We start from the raw sequence: 16,038 nt of genomic DNA on the forward strand, positions 1-16,038 counted from the left end.
ACCTGACTGACCCCGAGGAGCGCCCCGGAATGGCGACCGACGTCAAGAGCCGACGTTCCGAGACCGCTCACGCGGGCGCGTCCCCGGCGGCCTCCCGCGAGGCACACCCCGTGCCGTCCCGTGCGTCGTGGACCACCAGCCGCTGGCTGCGGGTGAGCGCCACCCTGGCCCTCGTCGTGCTCGCCGTCCTCGGCGGCCTCGGCCTGTGGGCCCTGAACCGGACGTCCGCCCTCACCGACGAACTCGTCGACAAGCGCAGCCCCGCCCTGTCCTGGTCGGTGCGGCTGGAGGCGGCCCTGGTCAACCAGGAGACCGGCGTACGCGGCTACGGACTCACCGGCGAGCGCTCGTTCCTGGCCCCCTACAAGGAGGGCCGGAGCGACGAGCGGGCCGCCGTGACCGAGCTGCGCGAGCTGGTCGCGGACGACAGTCAGGGCCGGGCCGACCTCGACCACGTGCTCGCCAAGGCGGGCGCCTGGCAGCGCTCCTTCGCCGAACCCATCGCCGACGCCCCCGCGGGCGAGCCGGTGGAGTCCGCCACCCGGCGCACCAACGAGGGCAAGACCTCCTTCGACGCGCTGCGCAAGGCGATGGTCGCCCAGCAGGAGCACCAGCGTGTCGCCCGCGAGGCGGCCCTGGACGACCTGCGCGCCGCGACCCGGTTGCGCGACGCCATCCTCGTCAGCATCGCCGCCGTGATCCTGCTCCTCACGGTCCTCATCTTCGAAGGGCTCCGGCGGGGCGTCACCGACCCCCTCGCACGGCTCGGCGCCGACGCGCGCGCGGTCTCCAGCGGCAACTTCGAGCACCCCGTCGTCGCCACCGGGCCCGCGGACCTGCGCCGCCTCGGCGCGGACATGGACGCCATGCGCCGCCGCCTCCTGGACGAACTGGCGTTCACCGAGGAGGCCCGCCACCGCCTCGACGAACAGGCGGCGGACCTGCGCCGCTCCAACTCCGAGCTGGAGCAGTTCGCCTACGTCGCCTCGCACGACCTGCAAGAACCCCTGCGCAAGGTCTCCAGCTTCAGCCAGCTCCTCCAGCGCCGCTACGCCGGTCAGCTCGACGAGCGGGCCGACCAGTACATCGCCTTCGCGGTGGACGGCGCGAACCGCATGCAGAAGCTCATCAACGACCTCCTGGAGTTCTCGCGCGTCGGCCGCGTCCACAACGACCACCGCGAGGTCGACCTGGAGGACGTCGTCGGCCAGACGCTCGACGCGCTCAGCGTCTCCATCGAGGAGTCCGGGGCCCGGATCGTCCACGACCCGCTGCCCACCGTCACCGGCGACGCCACCCAGCTCGGCATCCTGTGGCAGAACCTCATAGCCAACGCCGTGAAGTTCCGGCACGCCGACCGCGCGCCCGAGATCAGGATCGAGGCGGCCCGCGACGGCGCTCTGTGGCGCTTCGCGGTCAGCGACAACGGCATCGGGATCGCCCCCGAGTTCGCGGAGAAGGTGTTCGTGATCTTCCAGCGTCTGCACACCAAGGACGCCTATCCGGGAAGCGGCATCGGCCTCGCCATGTGCAAGAAGATCACCGAGTTCCACGGCGGCACCATCGGCATCGACCCGGACCACACGCCCGGCACCCGCATCGTCTTCACGCTCGCCGCGACCGACCCGGCCCCGCGGGACGAGGCCGACGCCGTCGAGGGCGCGGCCGCGCGATGAACGCCCCCGCAGCCGAGCAGCAGCACGTCCGCATCCTCCTCGTCGAGGACGACGACGGCGACGCCCTCCTCGTGGAGGAGCTGCTCATCGACACGGGACTGCGCCACTCCCTGGTCCGGTGCACCTCGCTCGGCGCCGTCCGCACCGAGCCGACCGTGCACTCCGCCGACTGCATCCTGCTCGACCTGCACCTGCCCGACGCCAGCGGCATCGGCGCGGTCGCCGCCGTCCAGGAGATCGCGCCCGACGCGGCGATCATCGTCCTGACCGGGCTCGCCGAGTCCAAGGCGGGCGGCGAGGCCGTCGCCGCCGGTGCCCAGGACTACCTCGTCAAGGGCCAGGTGGAGCCGGACCTGCTGCACCGCGCCGTGCGCTACGCCGTCCACCGCAAGCAGGCCGAGCGCACCAGCGCCGACATCCGGGCCGGACAGCTGCGGGCCGAGGAGAACGCCCGCCTGGAGCGGGGCCTGCTGCCCCAGCCGATGATCTCCGCCTCCAGCATCCGTACCACGAGCCGCTATCTGCCGGGCCGTGAGCGGGCCTTGCTGGGCGGCGACTTCCTCGACGTCGTCGAGACGCCGGACGGACAACTGCACGCCATCGTCGGCGACGTCAGCGGGCACGGCCCCGACGCCGCCGCGCTCGGCGTGTGCCTGCGCATAGCCTGGCGCTCCCTCACCCTCGGCGGCCACCGCGCCGAGGACCTGCTGCTGCTCCTGGAGCGGATGCTCGTCGCCGAGCGCACGCAGAGCGACCTGTTCGCGACCGTCACCCTGGCCTGCATCGACCCCGCCGAGGGCCGCGCCACGCTCTACCTCGCGGGCCACCACGCCCCACTGCTCACCACGAACGGCCGGACGCGCGAGGTGCCGGCCCGGCATGGCATCGCCCTCGGCATCGCGCCCGGCTACGCCAACTGGCACGCCAGCGAACTCGTCCTGCCCGAGCGCGGGGCACTGATGATTTACACCGACGGCCTGGTCGAGGGTCACGAGGGGGCGGAGCACCAGCGCCTCGGCGTCGAGGGGCTCATCCGCCTGATGGACCGCATCCCGGCGGACGACACCGACGCGCACCTCGACGAGCTGATCACCCGGGTCCGCGAGCTCAACGCCAACCGCCACACCGACGACCTGGCGATCCTCCGCCTGGAGTGGGACGGCACCGACCCCCTGAGGGGCCTGCTCCAGTCCCCCCAACTCGAACGCCGCCGCTGACTCCCGTCCCACGGGCGATCAACTCCGCCTCGTAGGCCCCGAGGCCCCCGAAGGGATTCCTGGTCCAGACCTTGACAGGTCCAGACCAATTGGCTTGAGTCTGTCCCGGCCCCACTCAACCCCCCCTCGAAGGAGTGGTCTCGTGTCCGGACAACGGTTCGTCGCCCTGCTCGCCGCGCTCGCGGCGGCGATCGGGCTCGCCGTACTCGCCCCGCTGACCTCCACCGCCTCCGCCGCCGCGGCCTGCGTCGGCGCCTGGAACTCGTCCTCCGTCTACACCGGCGGCATGACCGCCTCGTACAACAGCCACAACTGGCAGGCCAAGTGGTGGACCCAGGGGGAGACCCCGGGCTCCGCCGATGTCTGGGCCGACCAGGGCGCCTGCGGCGGTGGCGGCACCACGCCGCCCGGCAACGGCTCCTTCGTCGTCAGCGAGGCGCAGTTCAACCAGATGTTCCCGAGCCGGAACTCCTTCTACACCTACAGCGGCCTGACCGCGGCGCTCAGCGCCTACCCCGGCTTCGCCAAGACCGGCAGCGACACGGTGCGGAAGCAGGAGGCCGCCGCCTTCCTCGCCAACGTCGGCCACGAGACCGGCGGGCTCGTCCACATCGTCGAGCAGAACACCGCCAACTACCCGCACTACTGCGACACGAGCAAGTCCTACGGCTGTCCGGCCGGCCAGGCCGCCTACTACGGCCGCGGTCCGATCCAGCTGAGCTGGAACTACAACTACAAGGCGGCGGGCGACGCCCTCGGCATCAACCTCCTCAACAACCCCAACCTCGTCCAGACCGACTCGGCGATCGCCTGGAAGACCGGCCTGTGGTACTGGAACACCCAGACCGGCCCCGGCACGATGACCCCGCACAACGCCATGGTCAACGGCTCCGGCTTCGGTGAGACCATCCGCAGCATCAACGGCTCCATCGAGTGCAACGGCGGCAACCCGTCGCAGGTGCAGAGCCGCATCGCCTCCTACCAGCGCTTCACGTCGATCCTGGGCGTGCCCACGGGCTCGAACCTGAGCTGCTGAACAGGTGCGCGGCGCCCCGGGACGATGTCGTCCCGGGGCGCCGACCGGGCGGGCGTCGCCTCACCTCGGGGACGCGCAGTCGTAGAGGGTGAAGCTGCCGTCGGTGCGGACCCCGTAGGCGGTGGGCCGGACACGGGAGCAGTGGGACTTCACCCAGGTGGTGGCGGGCGTGGTGGCGCGCCGGGAGGTGAGCATCGCGTAACGCAGTTGGCGGGTGGAGACGAGTTCGCCGAGCTGCTGCGCGGTCGGGAAAGGGGTGAGGCCGGTGAAGCCGCCCATGACGAGGACGGGTTCGGACTGGGCCCGCAGCAGGGGCTCGGCGGTGTAGGCGGCCTGGGTGGCGAGCAGGTACTTCTCGCCGTGACGGTGCGCGGTGAGGTAGTCGAGCAGGGCGGTGTCGCGGGGGCTGGGCCGGTCGAGCCCTCTCCTGCGCGGAGCGTGCCGGGGATGCTGCTCGTACGACTTGCCGACCGGACCGGCCATCGGCGAGGTGGCGGCGCCCGCGTAGAGCGGGTCCAGGCTGGAGACGGCCCAGCCCGCCGGTACGACCAGGACGGCCGCGACCCCGGCGGCGAGGGCGGCATGGATCCTCTGTGGGGAGGTGCGCGGTCCGCGGCTGCACAGGCCCACCACGCCGCAGACCGCGAGCATCACGGCGACCGGCAGCAACCAGGGGAGGAACCGGGTCGGCCAGTCCAGGACCAGCGCCCAGGCCGCCGTCAGCGCGATCACCGCCGGCAGCACCAGGTGGCGCCGGTCGGCCGCGGGCTGCTGCGCCTGCTGCTCCGTGGCGTACCTCGCCTCGTACTCCGACCGGAAGAGCGCGAGCCCGCCACCGGTCAGCGCGGCGATCGCCGGGGCGATGACGGCCGTGTAGTAGGCGTGGTTGCCGTTGGAGACGCTGAACACCACGATGTGCACGGCCAGCCAGCCACCCCACAGCAGGAACCCCGCGCGCGACAGATCGGTGCGCGGCTGCCGGGCGCGCCGCGCGATGCCCAGGACCGCGGCGGTCACGGCGAGCGGCAGCAACCAGGCGATCTGCGGTCCGATCGTATGGTTGATGATCATGTCCCAGCCGGTGTTGCCGCTGGTGCGGCTCGCGGCGGTGCCCGGGACGGCGCCGAACGCGGTGGGATCGCTGCCGAACCGGCTCAGGCCGTTGTAGCCGAAGACCAGGGCGAACGGATCGTTGCCGGACGTTCCGTCGAAGTACGGGTGGTCGTCCGCCGGGGTCAGCCAGGCGATCAGCATCCAGGAGCAGGAGACCGCGGCCGTGACCGCGCCGGCCAGCAGGACGCGCACCGCCCGCTTCGACGCCGTGCCGGGCGCGACGAACAGGTACACGACGGCGAAGACCGGCAGCACCACCCACGCCTGCAGCATCTTCGCCTGGAAGGCGAGACCCACCCAGACCCCGCAGGTGATCAGCGGCAGCAGCCGCTCGGTGCGCACCGCCTTCTGCAGCGCTCCGGCGGCCGCCACCAGGAGCAGGGTGAGCGCGGTGTCCGGAATGGTGGCGCGGTTGAGGGCCACGGTGACCGGGGTGAGGGTGAGCGCCAGCGCGGCGGTCAGGGCCGCGAACGGACCGGCCCAGGCCCGGACGATCCGGTGCAGCAGCCATACGGTGAGCACGCCTTCGACGACCTGCGGAAGCGCGGCCGCCCAGGTGTGCGGGCCGAACAGCCAGACGGAGACGGCGTCGGGCCAGAAGGCGCCGGGCAGCTTGTCGAGGCTGATCGAACCGGAGGAGTCGAGCCCACCGAAGAAGAACGCTCGCGGGCTGCCGGCCATCGACCGTATCGCCGCGCCGTAGAAGGGGTGGAGCGCGGCATGCCCGATGCCCCAGGAGTACAGCGCCGTGGCGACGGCCAGTACCGCGGCGAGCGCCGGGCGCTCCCAGCGCGGGGCGTCCGCCGGGCGTCCGGAGCGGTGGGCCGCCGCCCGACGGCCGCGCCGGGCTCCGGTGGGCTGGACGGCGGGTGTGGCGGTCATGGCAGTGGTCCTCGGTCAGCGGGTCGGGTCGGTTGAGGCGGCGGCATCACACGCGTGGTCGGGTCACACGCGCGGCCAGGGCACCGCGGCGGCGGCGTCGGGCGAACGCGCCGGGGTCACAGGCGGCGCGCCGCCCGGAACCCGCGGGCGTAGAAGTCGGTGCCGTCGAGCAGTGAGCGGCCCGACAGGTCACCCAGGGTCGGACCGTTGGCGGCGGAGCGGCTGGAGTAGAAGCGGTGCCGGCCCTGGTCGTCCAGGCCCATGTAGATGCCGCAGTGGTCGATGAAGTCGGGACGGTCCTTGATGATGGCGAAGAAGACCAGGTCGCCGGGTTGCAGGACACCGTAGTCGGTGGCCTGTTCCCGTCCCGTGTGGGGGATCACCAGACGGCCGGGACCGTAGGCGGCGATGGCGTAGGCGCGGCGCGGCAGGCCGACGCCCCGGGTGTTGGTGCTGTGCAGGGGGATGCCCATGCGGTAGCCCCACACCAGACGCTGGAAGCCGGAGCAGTCGACGCAGCCGTAGCGTGCCTTCTCCGGCTGCACACGTGTGCCGTCCGGGAAGGTCCACGCCGTCCCCAGGTAGTCGTAGAAGTCGGATTTCTCGTCGTGGTAGGCGAAGTCCAGCGGGTTGTCGACCTCGGCGTTGCGCGGGCCGAAGTGCGCGGTGCCGGCGATACGCAGGCCGTCGGCGTTGTGCTTGGCGGGCGCTCCGGCGCTGCTGTACTGGAACGCCACGGCGAAGACGTCCGGGCTGCTGTCGCCGAGTGCCTTGCGGAACCAGCTCTTGAACCAGGCGGACTTCTCCGTGCCCCGCTGCCACGGGCGCGGCAGCAGCCGGACCCAGGCGTCGGTGGTCACCGTGGCCTCGGTGGTGCGCGGCTCGCTGAAGGTGCGGCTGGGGCCGGTGAGCACGGCCGTACGGGCGCCGTCGGTGAACGTGGCGAGCGTGCCGCCGTCGCCTGCGCGGACCACGGTGCGGCCGGGGGCGGACAGCCGCTCGAAGGTGTGGGTCCCGGCGGCCCCGGCGCTCGGGCCGGAGTTCGCGCCCGCCGGACCGTCGCTGTCGGACCCGAGGCGGTTCCAGGCATAACCGCCCGCCGCTCCGGCGGCCGCCACGCCCGCGATCGTCCGGATGACGGTACGGCGAGTGGGGCCGGTTGGCCTGCCGCCTGGTGCGGAATGCATGGCCGATCCTCCTGGACTGTGAGGTGAGAGGGGTGAACAGGTCAGCCGGTGGGCAGGGCGCCGATCAGCAGACCGGCGACGAGCACCACGTAGGTGGCCAGGGTCACCGCGGTGGTCGAGATGACCGTGGCCGCCAGGGGCTGGCGGGCCATCTGGTAGGAGACCAGGCCCGGGACGATGAAGCCAAGGGTCTGTGACGTGTACAGCAGCGGGAACTCGTGGTTGAGGGCGAGCATCACGGTGGTCTGCATCAGCACCGCGCACAGCACGACGGCGGCGAACAGCCGCTTGCCGTAGAGGATCACCGTGCGCTGCACCAGCTTCATCAGGAAGTACGTTCCGACCGCCACGAGGACCATCAGCCCCGCCATCCGCACATCGGTGACGAGGGTGAGGGCGATCCAGCCCGGAGTGATCATTCCTCCTGGGCTGAGGTTGGTGGTCAGGTAGCAGACGAGCGAGAAGACCAGCCCGAGGGCGATCCCCAGTGCGGCGGTCTGTGCGTCGAGATTGGCGGGGATCACGGGTTCCTCGTGAACTGGGAAGTGTCGTAGGTCTGATGCGCGGTGTCCGCGGTGTCCGCGGTGTCCGCGGTGCTTCGGTCGTCGGGCCGGTCCTGGCGACCAGCGGCCCGGTGGGCGAGGTCGCGCTGCTCCGGGATGCGGAAGGTGAACGTCGGTGTCTCCAGCGGCGCCACCCAGCTGTACGGCTCCGGCTCGGGCGGCCGGGCCGTCGAGAGTCGCTGCCGGGGCAGGGCGATCTGCATGGTCTCCTGGTCCAGACCGTCGCCGTCGGGAACGACGTCGAACACGTCCTCGGATTCGTCCACGGGCAGTTCGGCGAGGCGCTCCAGGAACAGCTCGCCCTGACCGTGGATGTTGCCGATCGCCACCAGGGAGGAGTCCGGGCCGAGTTCAGCGAGGATCGACGCGGTCACCTCCCCGGGGTCCCGGCGGTCGCCACCGAGATCCACCACCCGCCCGGTGAAGCCGGCCGGGATCGCGTCGCGGGCGCTCTTGGTCGGGTGACCGATCAGGAACACCGTTTGGGCGCCGAGGTCGGAGACGATCGCGCCCATCTGGCCGTTGCGCTCCACCCGGTCCGGGCGGCAGTTGATGACGACGCCGATCGGCTGCCTGATCGCGCCCAGGTCCTCCAGCTGCTTGACGTTCATGAGCGTCGACTCGGGGTCGTTGGCCGCGAAGACGTTGGCGAACCGCAGCCGCTTGCCCTCGTGGGTGACGTAGCGCTCCACGGACAGCACGCCCGGGTCGGGCGGCGCGTCCCACATGCCCTGCATCGCCGTCTGCCGGTCCACGCCGAGGAGTTCGGCGATGGCGAGCGCGATCGCCACGTTCTCCTTGAAGGTGTACCAACTGAAGCCGCGCAGTTCGGCGTCGGTCACCGACTCCGGATCGACCGCGATCAGCCGGCAGTTCCGCTTGTCGGCCTCCTCCTGGAGGATGTGCAGCCGGTCCTTCTCCGCCGTCACACACACCCCGCCCACCGGCATCGAGCGGGAGAGCGAACGGGCGACGTCGTCCAGCGTCGGCCCCATCTCCTCCAGATGGTCCTCGCGGACGTTGCACAGCACGCCGATCGTGGAGCGGATCAGTTTCTCCTGGTTGATCTCCTGCAAGGCGGGCATCACCGCCATGCACTCGATCACCAGCGCGTCCGGCCGGTAGGTCGCCGCCCGCCGTACGATGCCGATCTGCTCGACGACGTTGGCGATGCCGAACTTGCGGTACACCGGCTCCTCGGTGGCGTCCGGGTGGATGAACCGCGCCGCGGTGCCGGTGGTCTTGGCCACCGTGACCAGGCCGCCGCCGCGCAGCGCGCCCGCGCACAGCCGGGTGATCGAACTCTTGCCGCGGATGCCGTTGACCAGCACCCGCGTGGGTATCTGCTCCAGCGAGGCGAAGTGCCGCCGCTGCTCCAGGATCCCGGCTGTCCACAGAGCGGCGCAACAGAGCAGGACGATGACATAGAGGAAGAGCACGTCGATTTCCGTCCTTCTACCGCTGGAAAGTGTTCTCGCGCAGGGGCCGGGCGGGCCCGGCGGCCCGGCCCGCTCGGGCCGCCCGGTCCTGTTCCGCCAGGACCTGGCGCACCAGTTCCAGATTGCGGGTGACCGAGCCGATCTCGTCGTGGTTGACCGGGTGGAGCACCGTGCGGCGGTCCCCGCCGGCGAGCCGCTCGGCGAGCACGGCGACCGCGCGCAGCGGCCGGACCACCACGACGTGCAGCCAGCCCAGGCCCGCCACGCTCACGGCGAGGCCGAGTATGCCCGCGAGCATGGTCCGCTGTTCGGCCTCGACCGCGGGGATCTGCAGTGCCGCCGCGGGCTCCGCGGTCACCACGTGCCAGCCGAGGCCGGCCGTCGGGCCCTTCTGCGCCAGCGGCGCGGCGGCGTCGACCGAGGGGCCGGAGGACGTGCTGTGCACCGCGGAGGTGGCGGTGCCCGTGGTCCCCGGGGCGCCCTTGGTGGCGCGCGCGAGACGGGTCAGGCCGGACTCGGGCAGGGACTGGAAGGCGCGGTACCCCACGCTCGCCGCGAGGACCCTGTCGTCGCGGTCCGTCACCCAGACGCTGCCCAGCTTGGGCCTGGGCAGCAGGGAGTTGAGCGCCTTCACGTCGATCTCGCCGAACAGCACCACCCCGGCCGCCGGAGCCTGGCCCTTGGCGGCCCGGACCTGCGCGTAGGCGGCGATCGCCGGGATCCGGCCGGAGGTGTTGACCGTGGTGATCCCACCGCCCTGGGGCACATGGACGAGGGTGCGCAGCGGCGTGCCGCCGACCCTCAGGGTGATGCCCCCCGAGCGGTCCAGGAGGTACAGCGAGCGGTACTGCTTGTGGTCGGCGAGGGACGCGCGCAGGATCTCGGCCTGGGCGTCCCGGCTGCGTCCCGGCAGATTCGCGGCGGCCTCCCTCAGGTCCGTGTACGACCGGTCGAGGGACTGCCGGACGCGGTTCGCCGCGATCTCGGTGCGCGCCTGCTGGTCGGCGAGGACCTGGGCGGGAACCGCGGTCGCGGTGTCCGCCCGGTTCAGCATGAAGATCATCGGCACGGACCAGCAGGCCACCACCACCACGCCGGCCATGGCCAGCGCCCGGTAGCCCGGTCCGCGCCGGGCCGGGAACTCCCGCGGGCCGCTCTCGCCGAGCAGTTGCCCGCGCAGCGACTCCAGTACCCGCCCGATCCGGGCCAGTTCCCCGAAACCGTGCACCGGCACCGGCCGGGACAGCTCCTCCCGAGCGGCCGGCCCGGCACCGGTCGCGCCCCGGGCCAGCCGGCCGGCGGACAGATACACCCGCAGCAGAGGCCGCTGGAAGGAGAAGTGCAACGCCAGACCGAGCAACAGCGCGACCAGGGCCAGCGCCCCGGCCGCCCGCAGCGCGAAGTCCGAGTAGTCGGCGGCTGCGGTGGTCGTGGTGGGCGCCGCACGGGAGGTGAGCACCACAAGACCCAGGCCGTCGGTCTCGCCCGGGCCGGTCGCCGAGGCGACCTGGGCCCAGCCGGCCACGGTGCGCCGGTCGCCGGTGGCGGCGCCCAGCAGGCTTCCCGAGGCGTCGGTGGCGCGCCCCGACCTGTGCGCCGCGCGCGCCGCCTGAGCGGGCAGATCGCCGCGTGCGGCGGCCGGAGAGGCCGTGCCACGGACCGCGGTGGCGAGCGACGTGCCGCTCGCGTCGAGCACCTCGGCGGTGCGCCCGTCGCCGTACGCCGTGAGGGCGGGGAGCGGCTCGCAGACCACGAGCAGCCACTGCCGGTCGGGCCCGTCCGGGTCCTGGTCGGGTTCGTCCTGCCGCGCGGGCAGGGTGATCTCGGCGAAGTACAGCAGTTGCCGTGCGCCGGCCGATGTCACGAGGCGGGGCGGGATCTTCCCGTGCCCGGACGCCGTCTTCACGACGTCCACCCCGGCCAGCGGCACGGTCTTGCCGCCGGTCGCTAGCAGTCTCCCGGTGCGCGCGTCGAGCAGCGCACGGCCGTAGGGGCCCTCGGTGGCAGAGGTCAGGGCCTTGAGCGCGGTCGTGGGCGTCGAGGTGCTCGTGGCCGGGTACGCCTCGGCCTTGCGGCGCACCGCACCCGCCTCGGCGTCGATGGCGGTGCGCAGGGACAGCGCGGTGTCCGCGGCGATCCGCTGCTCCCCGTTCAGAACGGCCTGTGGGACGCCCGCGGTGTGAATGCCTTCCAGGCCGATCACGGTCAGGGCGGCGACCATCAGCAGGAGTACGACGACCGCCGCCACCGGCGGGCGTATCCCGCCGAGCATCGGCATGTCGGCGCGGCGGCGGGTGCGGTGCCGGCGCGGCGCCCGGGGTGCGGAGGACAGAGCAGCGGTCCTTCCTTGAGTAGGCGCCGAGCGCTCAGTTGTTCGACAAAGCCATCACCTTAGCGCCCCGCGATCACGTGATCATCACATTTGCGCCCCGAGTGGCGTACGTGACACAAACCGCTGCGCGGCGGCGGCTCGCCGGAACCGCCGCCGCACGTGCCGAAGGGCCGGACCCGCCTGCGGCCCGGCCCTTCGGACAACCGTTACCGGACGAAGGAGATCTCCGGATACGCGGCGTTGGGCTTGTCGAGCAGAGTGCTGTGCTTCTTGCGCAGCTGCTGATCGAAGAAGGCGGCGAGGTAGTCACGCTGGACCTTCGCCGCCCGGTTCGGGGCGATCGTGCCGTACTGCTTCTGGATCTGCGCCTTGGAGAGCCCGAGCAGGGGCGCCCACTGCGGCACCAGGTACTCGTTGTCGCTGAACGACAGGTGTGCCGAGCCGGCGAGCTTGATGTCGACCCGGTAGCCCTTCAGGTGCGACCACATCGTGCGCCACGAGCTGTCGTTGTTGCGGTTGTGGTTGGCGGAGCTGAACAGCATGTAGGGGCGGTCCAGGTCCTTGCTCGGCGCGGTTCCGAAGTACTGGCCGTCCAGGTTGGCGCCGGCGTCGATCCGCTTGTCGAGCTGCATGGCGTTGGTGACCGCGGCGCCACCCAGCGACCAGCCGAACATCCCGATCCGGGAGGTGTCCACCGACTTCGACAGTCCCGAGGGAAGCTTCGCGCGACCGGCGTCCGGATTGCCCCCGCTACTGATCGTGGACAGGGCGTTGATGACGAACTTGATGTCCGCCGCGCGCACCTTGAGCGTGTCGGCGGAGCGGGCGCCCGACGGCATCCTGTTCAGCTCAAGGCGCTGACCGGGGAACTGCACCTCGTTGGCGTCGTGGGTGTGGTCGACGGTGACGACGAGGTAGCCACGGCTGGCGAGATCCTGGGCGAGTGTGGTGCCCATCGCGCGGTCCGAGTGCAGCCCGGTCGAGTACAGCAGGACGGGCAGCTTGCCGAGGCTGGTCTTCACCGGGGCGAGGACGTGACCCGCGGTCGTCGGCACGGTCACCTGCCGCGTCGACAGCCCGCGCGTGCCGAGGAAGTGGGCGGCGGCCAGCGACGACTGCCACGGAGCCTTGTAGTGCCCGGACGTGGAGGCGGCCGGATACCAGAGCGTGACCATCAGCTCGCGAGTCTTACTGCCCGGTACGTACGGGTCCGTACGGGATTTGTCGACGAGGTGCAAGCCGACCATGCCCACACTGTGCTGTCCGCTCGGAGCGGGAATGGTGAGCTGCTTCGGGGACGCGGCCGCGCGGGCGGCCCCGAACGTCTGAGGCTGTACGGGCTTGTGGTGCTGCGGCGCCTCGTCGTTCTCGGGCGCCCAGGGCGTCGCCGGGTCGGGCTGGCCGGCCGGGGGACCGGTCGGCGCGGGCTTGTCGGACGTCTTCCCGGCGGCCATCGCCGGCGTCGTCCCCACGGCCAGCGCAATGGCCAGCGCACCCGCCGGACCGACCGCTCTGGCGATCGCTCTGTGACGGTGGCGCGGGCGGCGGTGCTTCATGAAACCCCCTTGTAGGTCAGCGATCACGGAACACGCAATCGACTGCCGCATACCGTACCGCCGCGATGGCGGACGGATTCGACCGCCATCACGATGTCCCCGTCACCTGCCGGGCACCGTCCCGGCACCCGCACCGCCGCCCGACCCGAAGGCTCTAGAAGAAGCCGAGCTTCTTCGGGCTGTATGAAACAAGGAGGTTCTTCGTCTGCTGGTAGTGGTCCAGCATCATCCTGTGGTTCTCGCGGCCGATCCCCGACTGCTTGTAGCCGCCGAACGCCGCGTGCGCCGGGTACGCGTGGTAGCAGTTCGTCCAGACGCGGCCCGCCTGGATGGCGCGGCCCGCGCGGTAGGCCGTGTTGATGTCACGGGTCCAGACGCCGGCGCCGAGCCCGTACAGGGTGTCGTTGGCGATCTTGATGGCGTCGTCGTAGTCGGCGAAGGAGGCGACCGAGACGACCGGGCCGAAGATCTCCTCCTGGAAGATCCGCATGCGGTTGGAGCCCTCGAAGATGGTGGGCTGCACGTAGTAACCGCCCGCCAGCTCGCCGTCGTACTCGATGCGCTGCCCGCCGGTGAGGACCTTCGCGCCCTCCTGCTGGCCGATGTCCAGGTAGGAGAGGATCTTCTGGAGCTGGTCGTTGGAGGCCTGCGCGCCGATCATCGTCTCCGTGTCGAGCGGATGGCCGGGCTTGATGGCCTCGGTGCGGGCGACCGCCGCCTCCAGGAACTCGCTGTAGTGGCCCTGCTGGATGAGGGCGCGGGACGGGCAGGTGCAGACCTCGCCCTGGTTCAGGGCGAACATCGTGAAGCCTTCCAGCGCCTTGTCGCGGAAGTCGTCGTCCTTCGCCCAGACGTCGTCGAAGAAGATGTTCGGCGACTTGCCGCCCAGCTCCAGGGTGACCGGCTTGATGTTCTCCGAGGCGTACTGCATGATCAGCCGCCCCGTCGTCGTCTCGCCCGTGAACGCCACCTTCGCCACGCGCGGGCTGGAGGCGAGCGGCTTGCCCGCCTCCACACCGAAGCCGTTGACGATGTTCACCACGCCCGGCGGGATCAGGTCAGCGACCAGGCTCAGCCAGAAGTGGATCGAGGCCGGGGTCTGCTCGGCGGGCTTGATGACGACCGCGTTGCCCGCCGCGAGCGCCGGTGCCAGCTTCCACGTCGCCATCAGGATCGGGAAGTTCCACGGGATGATCTGCGCGACCACGCCCAGCGGCTCGTGGAAGTGGTACGCCACCGTGTCGTCGTCCAGCTCGGAGAGCGTGCCCTCCTGCGCCCGGACCGCGCCCGCGAAGTAGCGGAAGTGGTCGATGGCGAGCGGGATGTCGGCGGCGAGCGTCTCACGGACCGGCTTGCCGTTCTCCCAGCTCTCGGCGACGGCGAGCTGTTCGAGGTTGGCCTCCATCCGGTCGGCGATCTTGTTGAGGAGGTCGGCGCGCGCCCCGGCGGAGGTACGGCCCCAGGCGGGCGCGGCGGCGTGCGCGGCGTCGAGGGCGCGCTCGACGTCCTCCTCGGTGCCGCGCGCGATCTCCGTGAACGGCTGCCCGTTGACCGGGCTCGGGTTCTCGAAGTACCGGCCGCGGGCGGGCTCCACGTACTCGCCGCCGATGAAATGGTCGTAGCGGGCCTGGTAGGAGACGACGGAGCCCTCGGTGCCGGGCGCGGAGTAACGGGTCATCTTGGCTGGCCTCTCCTGTGCGGGCCGCCCGCCGTTGGGCGGCCGTCGAGGTGGAGGCTAGGGATCCGGACGTTGCAGCTACGTTGCGTACGGGCGCCAGGGCGCGCGGTGCTCCGCGTCGAGCGCCGCGAGCCGGGCCAGGACCGGCGGGGTGGGGCGGACCGCGGCGAGCGCCTGCCACACATCGAGGTCGTCCTCGCCCCACGGGGCGTGCGCCCAGTCCGAGAGGAGGTCCGGGTCGCCGCGCGCGATCAGGGCCGCGCGCAGCCCGTCCGCGAGGTCGCGGCGCAGCCGGGCCACCGCCGGCGCCTGCGACGCGGGCAGCAACGGGCCCGGGTACGCGGACACCGCCGCCGTCACCGCGCCGGTCTCCAGGCGGCGCTCGACCGTCGTCAGGTCCGACTCGACCGGGACCGTCAGACGGTACGGGCGTGACGTCAGCACGTCGGGGCCGAGCACCCGGCGCAGGCGCGCGAGTTCGGCCCGCAACGTCACCGGGGTCACCGACTCGTGCTCGTACAGACGGCACAGGAGTTCGTCGCCGGTCAGGCCCTCGGGGTGGCGGGAGAGGAGGACGAGCAGCTCGCTGTGGCGGCGGCTGAGGCGGATCTTGCGGCCGGACGCCGTGAGCAGCAGCGCCTCGTCGCGGCCGAGGGCGAACAGACGCAGGCCGGGGCGGTGCACGGGCGCGGGGGTGAGCAGCGCGAGCTGCGACTCGGCGGCCCGCGCCACCGCCTGCACGAACGCCAGGCTGTGCGGGTGCGCGAGCCCGTCCCCGCCGGTGATGTCGACCGCGCCGAGCAGCCGCCCGGTGTGCGGATCGTGGACCGGGGCCGCCGCGCACGTCCACGGCTGCACCCGGCGGACGAAGTGCTCGGCCGCGAAGACCTGCACGGGCCGGTCCACGGCGACGGCCGTCCCCGGCGCGTTGGTCCCCACCGCCGACTCCGACCAGCGGGCGCCCGGCACGAAGTTCATGCCGCCCGCCCGGCGCCGGGTCGACGGATGGCCCTCGACCCACAACAGCCGGCCCTGCGCGTCGCACACCGCGAGGAGATGCTCCCCGTCCGTCGCGAACGTGCCCATCAGCTCGCGGAACAACGGCATCACCCGGGCGAGCGGATGCTCCGCGCGGTACGCGCCCAGGTCGCCGTCGGTCAGCTCCACCGCCGCAGAGGCGTCCGGGCTGACGTGCGCGCCCGCCGAACGGCGCCACGAGTCGGCGACCACCGGGCGGACCGGGCGGACGACGGTGCCCGCCGCGGTGAACCGGTCATGGGCGGTGCGCAGCGCCCGGACCCGCTCGGTCGGATCGGCGCCAGGCTCAAGGGCGACCCAGGGATCGGACACGTCGGCCTC

Annotated in this window: 11 protein-coding genes; 3 read left to right on the forward strand and 8 right to left on the reverse strand. The window is 72.1% G+C overall.

From position 1 onward, the window contains the following. Window positions 1-29 precede the first annotated feature (29 nt). The 3 genes from ABZ877_RS16300 to ABZ877_RS16310 all read left to right on the forward strand — a co-directional run bounded on the left by ABZ877_RS16300 (window position 30) and on the right by ABZ877_RS16310 (window position 3,929). The gene (locus tag ABZ877_RS16300) at window positions 30-1,676 is read left to right on the forward strand and encodes a CHASE3 domain-containing protein (RefSeq protein WP_361070676.1); all 1,647 of its coding nucleotides are present in this window, start codon (window positions 30-32) and stop codon (window positions 1,674-1,676) included. Continuing rightward, window positions 1,673-2,893, forward strand: coding sequence for a SpoIIE family protein phosphatase (locus ABZ877_RS16305; RefSeq protein ID WP_361070678.1), 1,221 nt, complete (start codon window positions 1,673-1,675; stop codon window positions 2,891-2,893). The genes ABZ877_RS16300 and ABZ877_RS16305 overlap by 4 nt, the downstream gene beginning before the upstream one ends. 142 nt (window positions 2,894-3,035) lie before the next feature. After that, window positions 3,036-3,929, forward strand: coding sequence for a glycoside hydrolase family 19 protein (locus tag ABZ877_RS16310; protein WP_361070681.1), 894 nt, complete (start codon window positions 3,036-3,038; stop codon window positions 3,927-3,929). A 60-nt stretch (window positions 3,930-3,989) separates the two neighbouring features. Here the strand turns inward: ABZ877_RS16310 and ABZ877_RS16315 are convergent, their stop codons facing one another. The 8 genes from ABZ877_RS16315 to ABZ877_RS16350 form a co-directional block, all read right to left on the reverse strand. Continuing rightward, window positions 3,990-5,924: a glycosyltransferase family 39 protein gene (locus ABZ877_RS16315; RefSeq protein WP_361070684.1), complete on the reverse strand. Its 1,935-nt coding sequence runs from the start codon at window positions 5,922-5,924 to the stop codon at window positions 3,990-3,992. A 116-nt stretch (window positions 5,925-6,040) separates the two neighbouring features. Further along, entirely contained in the window at window positions 6,041-7,111 is a 1,071-nt protein-coding gene (locus ABZ877_RS16320) for an NlpC/P60 family protein (protein WP_361070687.1), read from the reverse strand. A gap of 41 nt (window positions 7,112-7,152) precedes the next feature. Beyond that, a complete protein-coding gene (locus tag ABZ877_RS16325) occupies window positions 7,153-7,635 on the reverse strand; it encodes a poly-gamma-glutamate biosynthesis protein PgsC/CapC (protein ID WP_361070689.1) in 483 nt (160 codons plus the stop codon). After that, the gene (gene pgsB, locus ABZ877_RS16330) at window positions 7,632-9,113 is read right to left on the reverse strand and encodes a poly-gamma-glutamate synthase PgsB (protein ID WP_361070692.1); all 1,482 of its coding nucleotides are present in this window, start codon (window positions 9,111-9,113) and stop codon (window positions 7,632-7,634) included. The genes ABZ877_RS16325 and pgsB overlap by 4 nt, the downstream gene beginning before the upstream one ends. A gap of 16 nt (window positions 9,114-9,129) precedes the next feature. Beyond that, entirely contained in the window at window positions 9,130-11,391 is a 2,262-nt protein-coding gene (locus ABZ877_RS16335; RefSeq protein ID WP_361070695.1) for a cache and HAMP domain-containing protein, read from the reverse strand. Window positions 11,392-11,651: 260 nt separating this feature from the next. Continuing rightward, window positions 11,652-13,001, reverse strand: a complete 1,350-nt coding sequence (locus tag ABZ877_RS16340) for a hydrolase (protein WP_361070698.1) — start codon at window positions 12,999-13,001, stop codon at window positions 11,652-11,654. A 154-nt stretch (window positions 13,002-13,155) separates the two neighbouring features. After that, complete coding sequence (locus tag ABZ877_RS16345; protein WP_361070701.1) at window positions 13,156-14,679, reverse strand: aldehyde dehydrogenase family protein; 1,524 nt, start codon at window positions 14,677-14,679, stop codon at window positions 13,156-13,158. A 78-nt stretch (window positions 14,680-14,757) separates the two neighbouring features. Beyond that, window positions 14,758-16,029 (reverse strand): GAF domain-containing protein, encoded by a 1,272-nt coding sequence (locus ABZ877_RS16350; protein ID WP_361070704.1) that lies wholly within the window; start codon window positions 16,027-16,029, stop codon window positions 14,758-14,760. Window positions 16,030-16,038: the final 9 nt, after the last annotated feature.

Source organism: Streptomyces sp. NPDC046939 (assembly GCF_040644575.1).
GTDB lineage: Bacteria > Actinomycetota > Actinomycetes > Streptomycetales > Streptomycetaceae > Streptomyces.